The 15,732-nt window shown below is 73.9% G+C and carries 13 protein-coding genes and 1 riboswitch; of the genes, 4 read left to right on the top strand and 9 right to left on the bottom strand.

All coding sequences use genetic code 11. From position 1 onward, the window contains the following. Window positions 1–344 precede the first annotated feature (344 nt). From ACF062_RS07680 to ACF062_RS07665, 4 genes are all read right to left on the bottom strand, one after another. Window positions 345–1,550 (bottom strand): cytochrome P450, encoded by a 1,206-nt coding sequence (locus tag ACF062_RS07680; RefSeq protein ID WP_392136873.1) that lies wholly within the window; start codon window positions 1,548–1,550, stop codon window positions 345–347. 13 nt (window positions 1,551–1,563) lie between these two features. Beyond that, window positions 1,564–2,130, bottom strand: coding sequence for a cupin domain-containing protein (locus tag ACF062_RS07675; protein ID WP_392136872.1), 567 nt, complete (start codon window positions 2,128–2,130; stop codon window positions 1,564–1,566). After that, on the bottom strand, window positions 2,127–3,203 hold the full coding sequence (locus ACF062_RS07670) for a type III polyketide synthase (RefSeq protein WP_392136871.1): 1,077 nt from the start codon (window positions 3,201–3,203) through the stop codon (window positions 2,127–2,129). The genes ACF062_RS07675 and ACF062_RS07670 overlap by 4 nt, the downstream gene beginning before the upstream one ends. A 157-nt stretch (window positions 3,204–3,360) precedes the next feature. Beyond that, on the bottom strand, window positions 3,361–3,753 hold the full coding sequence (locus tag ACF062_RS07665) for a cell division protein SepF (protein ID WP_205039809.1): 393 nt from the start codon (window positions 3,751–3,753) through the stop codon (window positions 3,361–3,363). A 225-nt stretch (window positions 3,754–3,978) separates the two neighbouring features. Between ACF062_RS07665 and cbiE the strand changes: the two genes are divergently transcribed. Both cbiE and cobM read left to right on the top strand, forming a co-directional pair. Beyond that, window positions 3,979–5,256 (top strand): precorrin-6y C5,15-methyltransferase (decarboxylating) subunit CbiE, encoded by a 1,278-nt coding sequence (gene cbiE, locus ACF062_RS07660; protein ID WP_392136870.1) that lies wholly within the window; start codon window positions 3,979–3,981, stop codon window positions 5,254–5,256. Continuing rightward, window positions 5,253–6,002: a precorrin-4 C(11)-methyltransferase gene (gene cobM, locus ACF062_RS07655; protein ID WP_223777359.1), complete on the top strand. Its 750-nt coding sequence runs from the start codon at window positions 5,253–5,255 to the stop codon at window positions 6,000–6,002. Before cbiE ends, cobM begins: the two co-directional genes overlap by 4 nt. 64 nt (window positions 6,003–6,066) lie before the next feature. On the opposite strand, the gene ACF062_RS07650 is transcribed toward cobM, so the two are convergent. After that, a complete protein-coding gene (locus tag ACF062_RS07650; protein WP_392136869.1) occupies window positions 6,067–7,203 on the bottom strand; it encodes a cobalt-precorrin-5B (C(1))-methyltransferase in 1,137 nt (378 codons plus the stop codon). Window positions 7,204–7,220: 17 nt separating this feature from the next. On the opposite strand from ACF062_RS07650, the gene ACF062_RS07645 reads away from it, so the two are divergent. Further along, window positions 7,221–7,967 carry a cobalt-precorrin-6A reductase gene (locus ACF062_RS07645; protein ID WP_392136868.1) on the top strand — a complete coding sequence of 249 codons (747 nt, stop codon included), beginning with the start codon at window positions 7,221–7,223 and terminating at the stop codon, window positions 7,965–7,967. Between the two features lie 127 nt (window positions 7,968–8,094). Here the strand turns inward: ACF062_RS07645 and ACF062_RS07640 are convergent, their stop codons facing one another. Genes ACF062_RS07640 through ACF062_RS07630 form a run of 3 tightly spaced genes read right to left on the bottom strand, consistent with a single transcriptional unit; the run spans window position 8,095 to window position 11,671 of the window. Beyond that, window positions 8,095–9,621: a precorrin-2 C(20)-methyltransferase gene (locus tag ACF062_RS07640; RefSeq protein ID WP_392136867.1), complete on the bottom strand. Its 1,527-nt coding sequence runs from the start codon at window positions 9,619–9,621 to the stop codon at window positions 8,095–8,097. Further along, window positions 9,618–10,244, bottom strand: coding sequence for a precorrin-8X methylmutase (locus ACF062_RS07635; protein ID WP_392137677.1), 627 nt, complete (start codon window positions 10,242–10,244; stop codon window positions 9,618–9,620). The genes ACF062_RS07640 and ACF062_RS07635 overlap by 4 nt, the downstream gene beginning before the upstream one ends. Before the next feature lie 11 nt (window positions 10,245–10,255). Then, a complete protein-coding gene (locus tag ACF062_RS07630) occupies window positions 10,256–11,671 on the bottom strand; it encodes a cobalamin biosynthesis protein CobG (RefSeq protein ID WP_392137676.1) in 1,416 nt (471 codons plus the stop codon). A 119-nt stretch (window positions 11,672–11,790) separates the two neighbouring features. Continuing rightward, window positions 11,791–11,910: riboswitch (cobalamin riboswitch) on the top strand. Between the two features lie 36 nt (window positions 11,911–11,946). Between ACF062_RS07630 and cobN the strand changes: the two genes are divergently transcribed. Beyond that, complete coding sequence (gene cobN / locus ACF062_RS07625) at window positions 11,947–15,552, top strand: cobaltochelatase subunit CobN (protein WP_392136866.1); 3,606 nt, start codon at window positions 11,947–11,949, stop codon at window positions 15,550–15,552. Window positions 15,553–15,559: 7 nt separating this feature from the next. On the opposite strand, the gene ACF062_RS07620 is transcribed toward cobN, so the two are convergent. Continuing rightward, complete coding sequence (locus ACF062_RS07620) at window positions 15,560–15,724, bottom strand: hypothetical protein (RefSeq protein WP_392136865.1); 165 nt, start codon at window positions 15,722–15,724, stop codon at window positions 15,560–15,562. Window positions 15,725–15,732 lie beyond the last annotated feature (8 nt).

Below are 15,732 nucleotides of genomic sequence, written 5' to 3'. Positions count from 1 at the left end.
TGGGACGTGCGGGTGCCATGCGGCGTTCACGGTAGGCGGCGGCAACACGGCTGCGTAACCAGGGGTTTGAGTCGGCATGGCGGCTCTTGCCGGAGGGGTTTGCCGGTGGCGTGATTGGTGCCGGGGTTTCCGGCCGCGGCAGCCGAGGGGGCACGGTTCGGGCGGCGCCCCGGCCGTCGGCGGTGGCCGAAGCCCGGCGGGGACCCATAGCGGTCCGGCCTGCCGCGCCCCGCCGACGGCCGGTGCCGCGGGGGCGGCCGGTACGGGGAAGGGCCGGTGGTTCACGGGAAGACCGCGCGCCCGTGGCCGACAACGACCCGGGCGACGCCGTGGACGGCTCGCCGCTACCAGGTGACCGGCAGTGCCACCGGCCCTCGGATGAGTACGTCCTTCTGCCAGGGCACCTGCGCGGGATCGACGGCCAGTCGCAGGTCGGGGAGGCGTGCGAGCAGCGTGGTCAGCAGCAGCTCGGCCTCCATGCGGGCCAGCAGCGGCGCGACGCAGTGGTGGGGGCCGTAGCCGAAGGCGAGGTGGGGCGGGCCCTCGCGGTCGATGTCGATCCGGTGCGGTTCGGGGTAGCACCGTTCGTCCCAGTTCGCCGCGACGTACGAGACGTAGACGGCCTCGCCTCGGCGGACCAGGACGCCCGCGACCTCCACGTCCTCGGTGGCGATGCGGGCTTGCCCCACGCCGTGCTTGTGGGGGATCCAGCGCAGCAGTTCTTCCACGGCCGCCGGTACGGCCCGCGGGTCGGATCGCAGCCGGCTCCGCAGGCTCTCGTCGGTGAGCAGGACGTAGACCATGTTGGAGGTGTGGTTGCGTACCGCGTGCCAGCCGTTGAGCGCCATCAGCGTGGCCAGGGCGAGGAGTTCCTCCTCCTCGATCCTGCCGCTGTCGACGGCGGCTCCCAGTTCGCTGACGAGGTCGTCCTGCGGCCGGCGCCGGCGTTCGCGGGCCAGTTCCAGGAAGAAGGCGCGGGCCTCTTCCTTGACGAGCTGTGCGCGCTCGACCTCCGTCTCGTCCTTCGCCCGGGTCAGGACGGCGCTCGCCCACGTGCGCAGGCGCGGCCGGTCTGCTTCCGGTACGCCCAGCATGGCTCCGATGACATGCATGGGGAAGGGAGAGGTCACGTGCTGGATGAGGTCGGCGGGCGGCCCGGCGGCGACCATGGCGTCGACGAGCCGGTCGAGCACGGCCTGGGCGCGAGGGCGCAGGGCCGCCATGCCGGAGCGGTTGAACGCCGAGGAGACCACGGAACGGACGCGGGTGTGGTCGGGCGGGTCGACGAAGCTGACCGCGCGGTCCAGCGGGATGAGGTACCTGTTCATGGTGGGCAGCGGTCGGCCGACGATGTCACGGGTGAATCTGGAGTCAGAGGTGACGAACCGGACGGCGTCGTGCCGTGTCGCCAGCCAGCACTCGCCGGGGGCTCCGTGGGGCAGTCGGATCCGGATGACCGGTTCGGTCCGCAGCGCTTGGCGCAGAAAGGGGTCGAAGTCGAGGGCGGCCAAGTCCGACACCTCGTACAGCGGGGCGGGCCCGTCCTGCATCACTGGCTCCTCGTCATGGCCGGCTTCGCGTCGGCGGGTCGTGGCGCAGCGGGGTGAGCTGCTCGATGTCGTAGCGGCGGCGCAGCGCGGTGATGGCCTCGTGGTCCACGGGCCCGTCGGCGGAGAGGATCTCCAGGAGTTCCTCGAAGTAGCGCTCGTGGTTCGGAGGCGGGGACGACTGGAAGAACATCCGGGCCGGGTCGCCGGTGGGGTTGGCGAAGGCGTGCGGGCAGCCGGGCGGGACCAGGATGACCGTGCCGGGCGTGGCACGGACCACGCGCTCGCCCTTCGGCGACTGCCATCCCCGCCAGCTGTCCGCGGTGCGTACCCCTGGCTCGAAGGCGAGGACGTCGAGTTCGCCCTCGAGGACGTAGAACAGTTCCTCGCTGCGGGCGTGGACGTGGGCCCCGACGTCGAAACCGGGCGGTACGAGCACCTCGAAGCTCGACGAGAAGCGCGACTGCCCGCCGGTCACCTTGAACGTCACGTCCTGGGCGGCCGCGCGCAGCGTACGGCCCTCACCGGGCGGGACGACCAGGCCGCTGCCCGGGGTCGCCGTGATCAGGGGGTGGGCGGTCATCGGGTTTCCTGGGGAGCGGGGCAGGACGTGCGGCTCCACCGGCCCAGTGCCATCTCGGCGGTGATGCCGGGGCCGAATCCGGCCAGGAGGCCGCGCGCCTGGTCCGCGGCGCCTCCCTCGTCGAACAGCCGGCGCAGCGCGTCCAGTACGACGGCGCTTGCGATGTTCCCGTACTCGCTCAGGGTGGCCCTGCTGTGGCGGAAGGCCTCCGGGTCGACGTGCAGGAAGGTGCTCAGGTCGTCGAGGATGCGTGGCCCGCCGGCGTGCACGATGTAGAAGTCGAGGTCGGACGCGTCCCAGCCGTGGTCGTCCGCGAGGTCGCTCAGTGCGGGGGCCAGCGGCTCCATGGTGCCCGGTACGCGCTTGTCCAGCAGGAAGTGGAAACCGGTCGCCCGTACGTCGTACGCGATCCAGTCCTCGGTCTCCGGGATGAGGTACGAGCCGTTGCGTTCCAGGCGGATGCCGTAGCCGCCGGTCCCGCGGACGACGGCGGCGGCCACACCGTCTCCGAACAGGCCGTTGGACAGCAGCGATCCGACACCGACGTCGGTGGGCTGGTAGCACAGCGAGCAGAACTCGCAGGCCACGATCAGCACGTTCGCCCCCGGGTGGGCCGTGCAGAAGTCGTGCGCCCGGTTGATCGCCGCCCCGCCCGCCGCGCAGCCCAGCTGCGCGATCGGCAGTTGCCGCGTGGTGGACCGGAAGCCCATCGAGTTGATCAGCCAGGCGGTGAGCGAGGGCATCATGAACCCGGTGCAGGACACATAGATGATCATGTCGATGTCGGCGGCCCGCAGCTCGCCGTCCTCCAGCGCGCGCCGCACGACCATCGGCACACGGGCCTTCGCCTCGGCCGCGTACAGCCGGTTGCGCTCCTCGAAGCCCGGGTGCGTGAGCGTCTGGGCGATCGGCTGCACCAGACGCCGGGTCCGTACGCCGGTGTTCTCGATCAGGCGCAACGCCAGAGGCAGCTGGGGATGGCCCGCATGGCGCGTGCGAGCCAGCTCCAGCGTGTCCTCCATGGTGATGACGTATTCCGGAACCGAGACGGCCGGCCGACACAAGGTCGCCATGCGACACCCTTACTCCACCGGCACAGAGTGCCTTCGTTGACCCGGGACGGGTCCTTAACGAACACCATCCCCCCAAGGTCACCGATTGGTGCCGAGGACGCGGCAAGCGGGTGACGGGAGACGGGCGGCGCCGACCGTCCCGGGCCTGTCCCGGCGGTCAGGGCTGTGCCACGGCCTCCACCAGACCCTGCACCTCCGTGCCGGGCGGGGCGAGGAGGAAGACGTTCTTGTCGACCCGGTGCATGCCGCAGCCGAGGCCCATCACCACACCGCTGCTGAAGTCGAGGACGCGCTTGGCGACGTCCGTCTCGGCGCCCGTCAGGTCGAGCAGGACCGGGATCTGCGACATGACCGTCTCGGCGACCTCGCGGGCGTCCGAGAAGACGTTGACCCGCATCACCACGAACCGCCGGCGTGTCTCGGTCTCCGCTTCGGGCAGCGCGCGGTGTCCGGGCCATGAAGGCCATTCGTTGCGGCTGCGCAGCGGTACGACCTGGGCGAGCCCTTCCCACTGTTCGTCGGTGACGTCGTGGCGCTGACTGCTGCTCACTTGCCCACCCCGTCCTGGCTCGCACTCTTAGTCTGCACCGGCCAATTCTTACGCCAAGTCACCCGTTCAGCCCAACAGCGACACGGACGGCGCACCGAAGACGGTCCCGGACGGGGCGGCCCAGGGGCCCCGCGGGCGCTCCTGCCGGCAGCCGGGAGCCGGAAACCACCTGGTCACCAGTAGAGTGCCAGGGCGCAGCCCCTCCCGAACCCCGAGGTATCAGCAGTGATCCCCGCATCCCCGGCCTCCCCCGCAGGCATACCGGCCGTCACCGTCGTCGGGATCGGGGCCGACGGGTGGGCCGGGCTCCCGGCCGCCTCCCGCGCCGTCCTCGCGGACGCCGAGGTCATCGTCGGCGGCCCGCGCCAGCTCGGCCTGCTGCCCGCCGACGCCTGCCCCGGCGAGCGCGTGGCCTGGCCCTCGCCGCTGCGGCCCGCCGTGCGCGCACTGCTCGACGGCCACGCCGGGCGCCGCGTCGCCGTCCTCGCCAGCGGCGACCCCATGTTCTACGGCATCGGGCGCGCCCTCACCGAGGAGCTGGGCGCCGACAGGCTGCGCGTCCTCCCGCACCCGTCCTCGGTCTCCCTCGCCTGCGCGCGCCTCGGCTGGCCCGTCGAGGACACCGAGGTGATCACGCTCGTCGGGCGCCCGGCGGCGCGCCTGGCCGCCGCGCTGCACGACGGACGCCGCCTGCTCGTGCTCAGCGCGGGCGCCGCGACGCCGGGCGAGGTCGCCGCGCTGCTGCGGGACCGGGGCTTCGGGCCGAGCCGGATGCGCGTACTGGAACAGCTGGGGTCGGCGCACGAGTGTGCGTACGAGGGTGTCGCCGACGCCTGGTCGCACGCGCCCGGCGATCCCCTGAACGTCGTCGCGGTCGAGTGCCGCCGCGCCCCGGACGCCCTGCGGCTCGGCGCGGCGCCGGGGCTGCCCGACGCGGCGTACGAGAGCGACGGGCAGCTGACCAAGCGGCATGTGCGCGCCGCGACCCTGGCCGCGCTCGCGCCCGCGCCCGGCGAGCTGCTGTGGGACGTGGGCGGCGGCTCCGGGTCGATCGCGGTGGAGTGGATGCGCACGCACCCCTCGTGCCGCGCCGTCACCGTGGAGAAGAACGCCGTGCGGGCCGAGCGGATCGTCCGGAACGCCGAGCACCTGGGCGTGCCCGGCCTGCGCGTCGTCACCGGCGCCGCGCCCGCCGCGCTGGACGGACTGCCCACGCCCGACGCCGTGTTCATCGGCGGCGGCCTCACGGCGCCCGGCCTGCTGGACGCCTGCTGGGCGGCGCTGCCCGCCGGCGGGCGGCTCGTCGCGAACACCGTCACGATGGAGTCCGAGGCGCTGCTCGCCGACCGGTACCGGCGCCACGGCGGCGAGTTGGTACGGCTCGCGGTCGCGCAGGCCGTGCCCGTCGGCGGTTTCACCGGGTGGCGGCAGGCCATGCCGGTCACCCAATGGTCCGTCACCAAGCGCGCAGAGCCAAGCGATCGAGGAGATCAAGAACGATGACCGTGTACTTCATCGGCGCCGGCCCCGGCGCCGCCGACCTGATCACGGTGCGCGGCGCCCGGACGCTCGCCGCCTGCCAGGTCTGCCTGTACGCGGGCAGCCTCGTCCCGCGGGAACTCCTCGCCGAATGCCCGGACGGGGCACGGCTCGTGGATACCGCGCAGCTCAATCTGGACGAGATCACGGCCGAGTTGGTGCGCGCCCACGAGGCGGGGCTCGACGTGGCGCGGCTGCACTCGGGCGACCCGTCCGTGTTCAGCGCCGTCGCCGAGCAGATGCGGCGGCTCGACGCGGCGGGTGTCCCGTACGAAGTGGTCCCGGGCGTCCCGGCGTTCGCGGCCGCCGCCGCCGCGCTGAAGCGGGAGCTGACGGTGCCGACGGTCGGGCAGACGGTGATCCTCACGCGGGTCGCGCAGCGGGCCACGGCCATGCCCGAGGGCGAGGACCTCGCCACGCTGGGCCGCAGCGGGGCGCTGCTGGTGCTGCACCTGGCCGCCGGGTATGTCGACCGGGTGGTCGAGGAGCTGCTGCCTCATTACGGCGCCGACTGCCCCGCCGCCGTGGTGGCTCTCGCCAGCCGGCCCGACGAGGTGATCCTGCGGGGCACGCTGGCGGACATCGCCGGGCAGGTGAAGGAGGCGGGGATCGTGCGGACCGCCGTGATCATGGTGGGGCGGACGTTGGGGGCCTCGCAGTTCCGGGACAGCCATCTGTACTCGGCGGACAGGGAACGGCACGTGTGCTGAGTTCTTGGGTGCGGGTTCGCCGTGGCTGGTCGCGCGGTTCCCCGCGCCCCTCGGGGGGCGCCACTCACGGAGTCGCGGTACTTCGCCCCACCACCGTGCCCGCTCGGTCGATGCAGATGACGTCCACCGCGACCGGGGCGCCCCGCAGTACCGCCAGGGCCTCGTCGCGCGCCGCGACCGCCACCAGGTCGCCCAGGCCTACGTCCGCCGCCTCGCACAGGCGCAGTGCCTCCAGGCCGGTGTTGGCGTCGGCCACCCGCGCCGCCAGAGCCTCGTCCGCCCCGCCCGCGCGCGCCAGCTCCGCGAGGAAGGCCTTGTCGACCTGGGAGCGGGCCGAGTGGAGGTCGAGGTGTCCTGCCGCCAGCTTGGACAGCTTGGCGAAGCCGCCGCAGATGGTGAGGCGGTCGACGGGGTGGCGGCGTACGTACTTCAGGACCGCGCCCGCGAAGTCGCCCATGTCCAGGAGCGCGTCCTCGGGCAGGCCGTACTCGGCGACGACGGTCTTCTCGGAGGTCGAGCCGGTGCACCCGGCGACATGCGTACGCCCGGCCGCCCGCGCCACGTCCACGCCCCGCCGGATCGAGTCGATCCACGCCGAGCAGGAGTAGGGCACGACGATGCCGGTGGTGCCGAGGATGGACAGGCCCCCGAGGATGCCGAGGCGAGGGTTCCAGGTGGAGCGGGCGATCTCCTCGCCGTGGTCGACGGAGACGGTGATCTCCACGTCCCCGCTGCCGCCGTGCGCCGCCGCCACCCGCGCCACGTGGTCCCGCATCAGCTGACGCGGCACCGGGTTGATCGCGGGCTCGCCGACGTCCAGGGGCAGTCCGGGGCGGGTGACCGTGCCGACGCCGGGCCCCGCCTTGAAGACGACGCCGGAGCCGGGCGGCAGCCGCCGCACCGTGGACCGCACGAGCGCGCCGTGCGTGACGTCCGGGTCGTCGCCCGCGTCCTTGACGATGCCCGCCATGGCGTACGCGTCCGTCAGCTCCTCGGCGGCGAGCGCGAAGGCCGGCGTCTGGCCCTTGGGCAGCGTGATGGTCACCGGGTCGGGAAAGTCGCCGGTCAGCAGCGCCGTGTACGCGGCGGTCGTGGCGGCGGTCGCACAGGCGCCGGTCGTCCAGCCGGGCCGCAGACCGGTGTGCTTGAGTTGGGCGCCGCGTCCGCCCTGCGCCTCGTGCGGGCCGCTTGCCTTACTCATGAGGGGAACCGAACTCCGTGCACGTACTGATTCTGGGGGGAACGACCGAGGCCCGCCGCCTGGCGGAGCTGCTCGCGGGCGACGCGGGCCTGCGGGTGACCAGTTCCCTGGCGGGACGGGTCGCCGCGCCCCGGCTGCCGCCCGGCGAGGTCCGTGTCGGCGGGTTCGGCGGGGCCGAGGGGATGGCGGCGTGGCTGCGGGAGCACCGCGTGGACGCGCTCATCGACGCCACCCATCCTTTCGCCAAGGCCATCTCGTTCAACGCGGCGTCGGCCGCCGCCACCGCCCATGTTCCCCTGCTCGCCCTGCGCCGCCCCGGCTGGGTCGCGGGAGAGGGCGACGACTGGCACACGGTCGACTCCCTGGAGCAGGCGGCACGGGTGCTGCCCGCCCTGGGCGAGCGGGTGTTCCTCGCCACCGGGCGGATGGGCCTCGCGGCGTTCGCGGGCCCCGGGACGGCGGCCCTGTGGTTCCTCGTACGCTCCGTCGACGCGCCCGAGCCGCCGTACCCCTCCCGGATGGAGGTGCTCCTGGACCGGGGCCCGTTCACGCTCGACGGGGAGCGGGAGCTGGTGCGCCGCCACCGGGTCGACGTCGTGGTGACGAAGGACAGCGGGGGCGCGGCGACGGCCCCGAAACTTGTCGCTGCGCGCGAGGCGGGGGTTCCGGTCGTGGTGGTCCGGCGCCCTGCCCTGCCGGAGGCCGTCCCCGAGGTCGCCACACCGGAGGAGGCCGTCGAGTGGGTGCGTTCCGCTGCGTGGTGAGGTGCGGGTGCGTTGTGGCTGGTCGCGCAGTTCCCCGCGCCCCTGAAAACGGGGCTGCGCGCCCCGTCAGGGGCGCGGGGAACTGCGCGCTCGGCCACAGCACACCCGCAGACGACGCCCCACAGAATCACCCCTCGGGGTACCTGCGAGGCGTCCAGACGATCTGCTCCCTACCCCCGCGCCGCCGCGACACCCGCGTCTGCGAAGAGCCGACGATCAGGAGCGTCCGCATGTCGACCTCGGCGGGGTCGAGGTCCCCGAGGCGTACGATCCGCACGCTCTCCTCGGGGCCGCCCACATCCCGTCCGAGGACGACCGGCGTGTCCGGCGCCCGGTGTTCGAGCAGCAGCTCCCGGGCCTTGCCCACCTGCCAGGTGCGGCTGCGCGACCCCGGGTTGTAGAGCGCGAGGACGAGATCCGCCGAGGCCGCCGCGGCCAGGCGCTCCGCGATGACCTCCCACGGCTTCAGGCGGTCGGAGAGGGAGATCGTGGCGTAGTCGTGGCCGAGCGGCGCCCCCGCCCGCGCGGCGGCGGCGTTCGCGGCGGTCACGCCCGGCAGCACCCGGACCGGAATGTCCTCGTACGCGTCCTGTGAGGCCGCCTCCAGGACCGCCGTGGCCATCGCGAAGACGCCGGGGTCGCCACCCGAGACGACCGCCACGCGCCGCCCGCGCCGCGCCAGCTCCAGAGCGAACTCGGCGCGCTCGGACTCCACGCGGTTGTCGGAGCCGTGCCGCCGCTGCCCGGCGCGGTGCGGCACCCGGTCGACGTACGTGGTGTAGCCGACCAGGTCGTCGGCGGCGGCGAGCGCGCCACGCGTCTCGGGGGTCAGCCACAGCGGCCCCGCGGGGCCCGTGCCGACCACGACGACCTCTCCGCACCGCTCCGCGGGCGGTTCCGGCGCGGGCCCGCCCGTCAGGGGCGCCACCCGGCTCGGCAGCACCGCCACGGAGAAGTAGGGGACGGATTCGGGGTCCACGTCGGCGAGGCGGCCGGTGCGCTCGCCCTCCATGGTGGCCCGCTCGACATAGCGCGCCTCGTCGAGGCGGCCCGCGCTCTCCAGAGCACCGCGCACCTTTCCGAACGTACGGCCGAGCTTCATGACGACCGCCGAGTCCGTCGCCGCGAGGCGCGCGGCCAGCTCCTCCTCGGGCAGCGTGCCCGGCAGGATCGTGAGAACCTCCTCGGCCTCCACCAGGGGCTCGCCCAGGCGGGCCGCCGCCGCGCTCACCGAGGTGACGCCGGGGATCACCTCGGTCGGGTAGCGGTGCGCGAGCCGCTTGTGCATGTGCTGGTAGGAGCCGTAGAAGAGCGGGTCGCCCTCGGCGAGGACGGCGACGGTGCGCCCGGCGTCCAGGTGGGCGGCGAGGCGGGCGGCTGCCTCCTCGTAGAAGTCGTCGAGGGCGCCGCGGTAGCCGCCGGGGTGGTCGGTGGTCTCCGTGGTGACGGGGTAGACCAGCGGCTCCTCGATGTGGTCGGTGCGCAGGTGCTTCTCCGCGATCCGGCGGGCGATGGAGCGGCCGTGCCGGGCCGAGTGGTACGCGATCACGTCGGCGGCGGCGATGACCTCGACGGCGCGCACGGTCATCAGGGAGGGGTCGCCGGGCCCGAGCCCGACCCCGTACAGCTTCCCCTGGGTGTTCTGGGTGTTCACTCGGCCTCGCTCGCAATCGCGTTGATCGCCGCCGCGGCCATCGCGCTGCCGCCGCGACGCCCCCGTACGACCAGGTACTCAAGGCCCGAGCGGTGTTCGGCGAGCGCGTCCTTGGACTCGGCGGCGCCGACGAAGCCGACCGGGATGCCGAGGACGGCGGCCGGGCGTGGGGCGCCCTCCTCGATCATCTCCAGGAGGCGGAAGAGCGCGGTGGGGGCGTTGCCGATGGCGACGACGGAGCCTTCGAGGCGGTCGCGCCACAACTCCATGGCGGCGGCGCTGCGGGTGGTGCCGAGCCGCGCCGCGAGGCCGGGGACGGCGGGGTCGGTGAGCGTGCAGATCACGTCGTTGTCGGCGGGCAGCCGCTTGCGCGTGACGCCGCTCGCGACCATGTTGGCGTCGCACAGGATCGGCGCGCCGTCGCGAAGGGCCTTGCGGGCGTCGGCCACCACGCGCGGGCTGAAGGCGAGGTCGCGGACGAGGTCGACCATCCCGCAGGCGTGGATCATCCGCACCGCGACCTGGCTGACGTCGGCGGGCAGACCCGCGAGGTCCGCCTCCGCGCGGATGGTGGCAAAGGACTCGCGGTAGATCGCCGCGCCGTCCTTCTCGTAGTCGAACACTGTGCTCTCGCTCATCTCGTGGCCGTTGTTGTGGTGGTTGCGGATGTCGTACGTGCCCTCGTGACCGTCTCGGTCAGGTTCGCGCCGCTCACTGGCGCCGCCGTGCCGCCGGTGCGCACCGTCACCTCGTACCGCCCGTCCCCGGTGGCGAGGGCGTCCACCCAGTCGCCGCGCGGGTGCCCGCACCGCCGCTCGCAGCCGGAGAAGTGGACGGGCAGGCCACCGGCGCCGGGGACGGCGTCGGCGCGGACGTCGGCGAGGGACTTGGCGCAGCCGGGTCGGCCGGTGCAGGCGGAGACGCCGAGCCAGGGCGAGCGGGGGTCGGCGATGAAACCGGCGTCGGCCAGCGCGCGCAGCCTTTCGCGGGCCGCCGCGTCGTCCTCGAAGCCGGGGAGCACGAAGCCGCGCCACGGAGTGACGCGCAGTTCGTCGGCCGGGGCGGGCAGCAGGGCCCGCCACCGGGCGGCGCTCACGCGGCCGAGGGGGGCGCCGACAGCCACCGCGCGGCCGCAGACGCCGGGCAGGTGCGGGGCGGCGCCGGGCGGGCCGAAGGGGGCGGCGGCCGGTCCGGCGTCGATGCCCTGCCGCGCCAGCGCCCCGGCGAGGTCGACGGGGTGCCCCGCGGGCAGCTCCCGGACCCGCCACGCCCCGTTGCCCGCGTCGCGCGCGGCGGCGAGGAAGGCCCCGGCGGCGGCGAGAGCGGCACGCGGGGCGGCGGCGGCGGAGACCCGCAGGGCGCGGTCACCGACGCGGACGAGCGCCGTGCCGCCCGGGTCCGCGGATGCCGTGCCGCCCGAAGTCATGGACACGGCCGCTGCCCCGCCCGACTCCCCGCGCACGCACTCCGCCCCGCACGACTCCCCGGACACACACCCCGCCCCGCCCGATTCTGCGATCAAGGTCACATCGCCGCCGAGCCCGGCCACGTCCCCTCGCCCGTCGTCCAGGACGAACAGGAAGCGGCCGGAGAGCGCCGTCGTCCACTCCTCGGCGCAGAGCAGTCCGTCGAGCTCGCGGGCCCACAACTGCACGTCGGCGTGGCCGAGTCCGTCGAGCGTGGCGAGCGGCGAGGCCACGATGTTGCGGACGCGTTCGTGGCGTTCGGAGGGCAGCAGGCCCGCGTCCGCGAGAACCGCGGAGAGTTCCGTGCCGCAGCTCGCGCCGAGGCCGCGCAGCTCGATGTTGCCGCGCGAGGTGATGCTGAGGTGGCCGTCCGCGAGGCGTTCCGCCACGTCTGCCAGTATCGCCGCCTGACGGGACGTCAATACACCTGCGGGCACGCGGAGTCGGGCCAGTGCGCCGTCGTCGGCGCGGTGCAGTCGGAGCGCTCCGGGGCAGGCGTCGCCCCGGTCGCGGACCGGGGTACGTATGAGGGATTCGCCCTGGTTCGTGGAGGTTGCTCGGGTGGGCGGCATGGCGGCGAGCATACCCACGCCGTTCCGGCCGGTCGCCTCCCGAGACGGGCCGTCCCGGCAGGTGGCCGCCCCATCGGCGGCGGTCAGGACTTACTATGCAGGCGGCGGGCCGCCAGGTCCGCCGACGCCAGCGACGGCGTGGGTCCGCCAGGACCCGGGGGAGGAAGCCCGGTGCGAATCCGGCGCGGTCCCGCCACTGTGAGCCCCATCCGTGGGGCGAGCCAGGAACTCCTGCCGTCCATACGACCACCCGGGGCGCGGACACCCCGAGGAAGGCCTGCGCACGCATGCTTCTGCTGCTGTCGACCTCCGACACCGACCTGCTCAGCGCCCGCGCGGCGGGGGGTCCGGTCGACTACCGGTTCGCCAACCCGTCCCGCCTGGACCTCACCGAGCTGCCCTCGCTCCTGGCGGGCGCCGACCTCGTCGTCGTACGCCTCCTCGGTGGCGTCCGCGCCTGGCAGGACGGTCTGGACCAGCTCATCGCCAGCGGTCTGCCGGTGGTCGTACTCACCGGTGAACAGGCGCCCGACGCCCAGCTGATGGCCTCCTCCACCGTGCCGGTCGGCATCGCCGCCGAGGCGCACGCCTACCTCGCGCACGGCGGCCCCGCCAACCTTGAGCAGCTGGCCCGCTTCCTCTCCGACACCGTGCTCCTCACCGGCCACGGCTTCGACCCGCCGGCGCCCGCGCCGTCCTGGGGCCCGCTGGAGCGCACGGCGCGCGACATCGACGGCCCGACCGTCGCGGTGCTCTACTACCGCGCCCACCACATGAGCGGCAACACCGCCTTCATCGACGACCTGTGCGGCGCGATCGAGGACGCGGGCGGGCGCCCGATGCCGCTGTACGTGGCCTCGCTGCGCGCCCCCGAGCCGGAGCTGATCGACGCGCTGCGCCCCGCCGACGCCATCGTGACGACGGTCCTCGCAGCCGGTGGCACCAAGCCCGCCGAGGCCTCCGCGGGCGGCGACGACGAGTCGTGGGACGCGGGCGCGCTGACCGGCCTCGACGTGCCGATCCTCCAGGCGCTGTGCCTGACCGGGTCGCGTTCGGCCTGGGAGGAGAACGACGAGGGCGTCTCGCCGCTGGACGCCGCGAGCCAGATCGCGGTGCCGGAGTTCGACGGGCGGCTCATCACCGTCCCGTTCTCGTTCAAGGAGATCGACGAGGACGGGCTCCCGGCGTACGTCGCCGACGCCGAGCGCGCGGCGCGGGTCGCCGGCATCGCCGTACGGCACGCGCGCCTGAAGCACATCCCGGCCGCCGACAAGCGCCTGGCCCTCGTCCTGTCCGCGTACCCGACCAAGCACTCCCGGATCGGCAACGCGGTCGGCCTCGACACCCCGGCGTCCGCCGTCGCGCTGCTGCGCAGGCTGCGCGCCGAGGGCTACGACTTCGGCCCCGAGGCCGACATCCCGGGTCTCGTCTCCGGTGACGGCGACGAGCTGATCCGCGCGCTCATCGACGCGGGCGGCCACGACCAGGAGTGGCTCACCGAGGAGCAGCTCGCCGCCAACCCGGTGCGCATCCCGGCCGCCGACTACAAGCGCTGGTACGCGACGCTGCCGCAGGAGCTGCGGGACTCGGTCGAGCAGCACTGGGGGCCGCCGCCCGGCGAGATGTTCCTGGACCGTTCGCGGGTCGGCGACGGCGGTGACCCGGAGGGCGACATCGTGCTTGCCGCCCTGCGGCGCGGCAACCTCCTCATCCTCATCCAGCCGCCGCGCGGCTTCGGCGAGAACCCCATCGCGATCTACCACGACCCGGATCTGCCGCCCTCGCACCACTACTTGGCCGCGTACCGCTGGATCGCGGCCCCCGCGGCGGACGGCGGCTTCGGGGCCGACGCGATGGTCCACCTCGGCAAGCACGGCAACCTGGAGTGGCTGCCCGGCAAGAACGCGGGCCTCTCGGCGGCCTGCGGCCCCGACGCCGCGCTCGGCGACCTGCCGCTGATCTACCCCTTCCTGGTCAACGACCCGGGCGAGGGCACCCAGGCCAAGCGCCGCGTGCACGCCACGCTCATCGACCACCTCGTGCCGCCGATGGCCCGCGCCGACTCCTACGGCGACATCGCGCGCCTGGAGCAGCTCCTCGACGAGTACGCGCAGATCAGCTCCATGGACCCGGCGAAGCTGCCGGCGATCCGCGCGCAGATCTGGACGCTCATCCAGGCCGCGAAGCTCGACCACGACCTGGGCCTTGAGGACCGCCCCGACGACGACGGCTTCGACGACTTCCTCCTCCACGTCGACGGCTGGCTCTGCGAGATCAAGGACATGCAGATCCGCGACGGTCTGCACGTGCTCGGCACCGCCCCGGCCGGTGCCGACCGCGTCAACCTCGTCCTCGCGATCCTGCGCGCCCGCCAGATCTGGGGCGGCACCTCCGCCCTGCCCGGCCTGCGCGAGGCGCTCGGCCTCGACGAGTCCGCGGCGACGCGCGTGAGCGCCGACGAGGCCGAGGACAAGGCCCGCGCGCTGGTCCAGGCGATGGACGACGCGGGCTGGGACCTCGCCGCCGTCCCCCGCGACCAGGGCGAACAGGTCGCCGCGATCCTGGAGTTCGCCGCCCGCGAGGTGGTCCCGCGCCTGGAGGGAACCACCGCCGAACTGGACAACGCCGTACGGGCGTTGGAGGGCCGCTTCGTCCCCGCCGGTCCCTCCGGCTCCCCGCTGCGCGGCCTGGTCAACGTCCTGCCGACCGGCCGCAACTTCTACTCGGTCGACCCCAAGGCCGTCCCCTCCCGCCTCGCGTGGGAGACCGGCGAGGCCCTCGCCGACTCGCTCATCGAGCGGTACAGGAACGACAACGGCGACTACCCCACCTCCGTGGGCCTTTCCCTGTGGGGCACCAGCGCGATGCGCACGGCGGGCGACGACGTCGCCGAGGCCATGGCGCTGCTCGGCGTGCGCCCCGTCTGGGACGACGCGTCGCGCCGCGTCACCGGCCTGGAGGCCATCCCGTACGAGGAGTTGGGCCGTCCCCGCATCGACGTGACGCTGCGCATCTCGGGCTTCTTCCGCGACGCGTTCCCGCACACGATCGGCCTGCTCGACGACGCGGTGCGGCTCGCGGCCTCGCTTGACGAGCCCGCCGAGCACAACTACGTACGCGCCCACGCCCAGGCCGACCTGGCCGAGCACGGCGACGAGCGGCGGGCCACCACCCGCATCTTCGGCTCGCGTCCGGGGACGTACGGCGCGGGGCTGCTCCAGCTCATCGACTCCCGCGACTGGCGCACGGACGCGGATCTCGCCGAGGTCTACACGGTCTGGGGCGGCTACGCCTACGGCCGCGGGCTCGAAGGCCGCCCGGCGCGGGCCGAGATGGAGACCGCGTACAAGCGCATCGCGGTCGCCGCGAAGAACACCGACACCCGCGAGCACGACATCGCGGACTCCGACGACTACTTCCAGTACCACGGCGGCATGGTGGCGACGGTCCGCGCCCTGCGCGGCACGGCGCCGGAGGCCTACATCGGCGACTCGACGCGCCCCGAGACGGTCCGCACGCGCACGCTGGTGGAGGAGACCTCGCGGGTCTTCCGCGCCCGCGTCGTCAACCCCAAGTGGATCGAGGCGATGCGCCGCCACGGTTACAAGGGCGCCTTCGAACTCGCCGCCACCGTGGACTACTTGTTCGGGTACGACGCCACGACGGGCGTCGTCGCCGACTGGATGTACGACAAGCTCACGGAGACGTACGTCCTGGACCCGACGAACCGTCAGTTCCTCCAGGAGAACAACCCCTGGGCGCTGCACGGCATCGCGGAACGCCTCCTGGAGGCGGAGTCGCGCGGCATGTGGGCGAAGCCGGACCCGGCGGTGCTCGAAGCGCTGCGGCAGGCGTACCTGGAGACGGAAGGCAACCTGGAGGACGAGGGCTGATCCGCGGCTACTTCCCGGTGTCGCCGCACGGCGCCGCCTTCTTCGGCCGCCAGTGCCCGCACTCGCGGGCCTGGTGCGGCTGCCCCTCGGCCACCCGCGCGTCGAAGCAGGTGGCCACGCCGGTGAAGACGAGACCGCCGATCGCCGCCACGGCACCGACGGCGGTCCCCATGCGCAGCC

Origin of the sequence: Streptomyces sp. NPDC015345 (assembly GCF_043078805.1) — a bacterium.
Lineage (GTDB): Bacteria > Actinomycetota > Actinomycetes > Streptomycetales > Streptomycetaceae > Streptomyces.
The sequence above is the reverse complement of the archived record's forward strand: the minus strand, read 5'-3'. Positions and strand labels throughout refer to the sequence as shown.

Bases quoted from the DNA above. Each gene is read 5' to 3' on its own strand.
- ACF062_RS07680 (WP_392136873.1), bottom strand. From the start codon at position 1,550: ATGCAGGACGGGCCCGCCCCGCTGTACGAGGTGTCGGACTTGGCCGCC.
- ACF062_RS07675 (WP_392136872.1), bottom strand. From the start codon at position 2,130: ATGACCGCCCACCCCCTGATCACGGCGACCCCGGGCAGCGGCCTGGTC.
- ACF062_RS07670 (WP_392136871.1), bottom strand. From the start codon at position 3,203: ATGGCGACCTTGTGTCGGCCGGCCGTCTCGGTTCCGGAATACGTCATC.
- cobM (WP_223777359.1), top strand. From the start codon at position 5,253: ATGACCGTGTACTTCATCGGCGCCGGCCCCGGCGCCGCCGACCTGATC.
- ACF062_RS07650 (WP_392136869.1), bottom strand. From the start codon at position 7,203: ATGAGTAAGGCAAGCGGCCCGCACGAGGCGCAGGGCGGACGCGGCGCC.
- ACF062_RS07630 (WP_392137676.1), bottom strand. From the start codon at position 11,671: ATGCTCGCCGCCATGCCGCCCACCCGAGCAACCTCCACGAACCAGGGC.
- cobN (WP_392136866.1), top strand. From the start codon at position 11,947: ATGCTTCTGCTGCTGTCGACCTCCGACACCGACCTGCTCAGCGCCCGC.
- ACF062_RS07620 (WP_392136865.1), bottom strand. From the start codon at position 15,724: ATGGGGACCGCCGTCGGTGCCGTGGCGGCGATCGGCGGTCTCGTCTTC.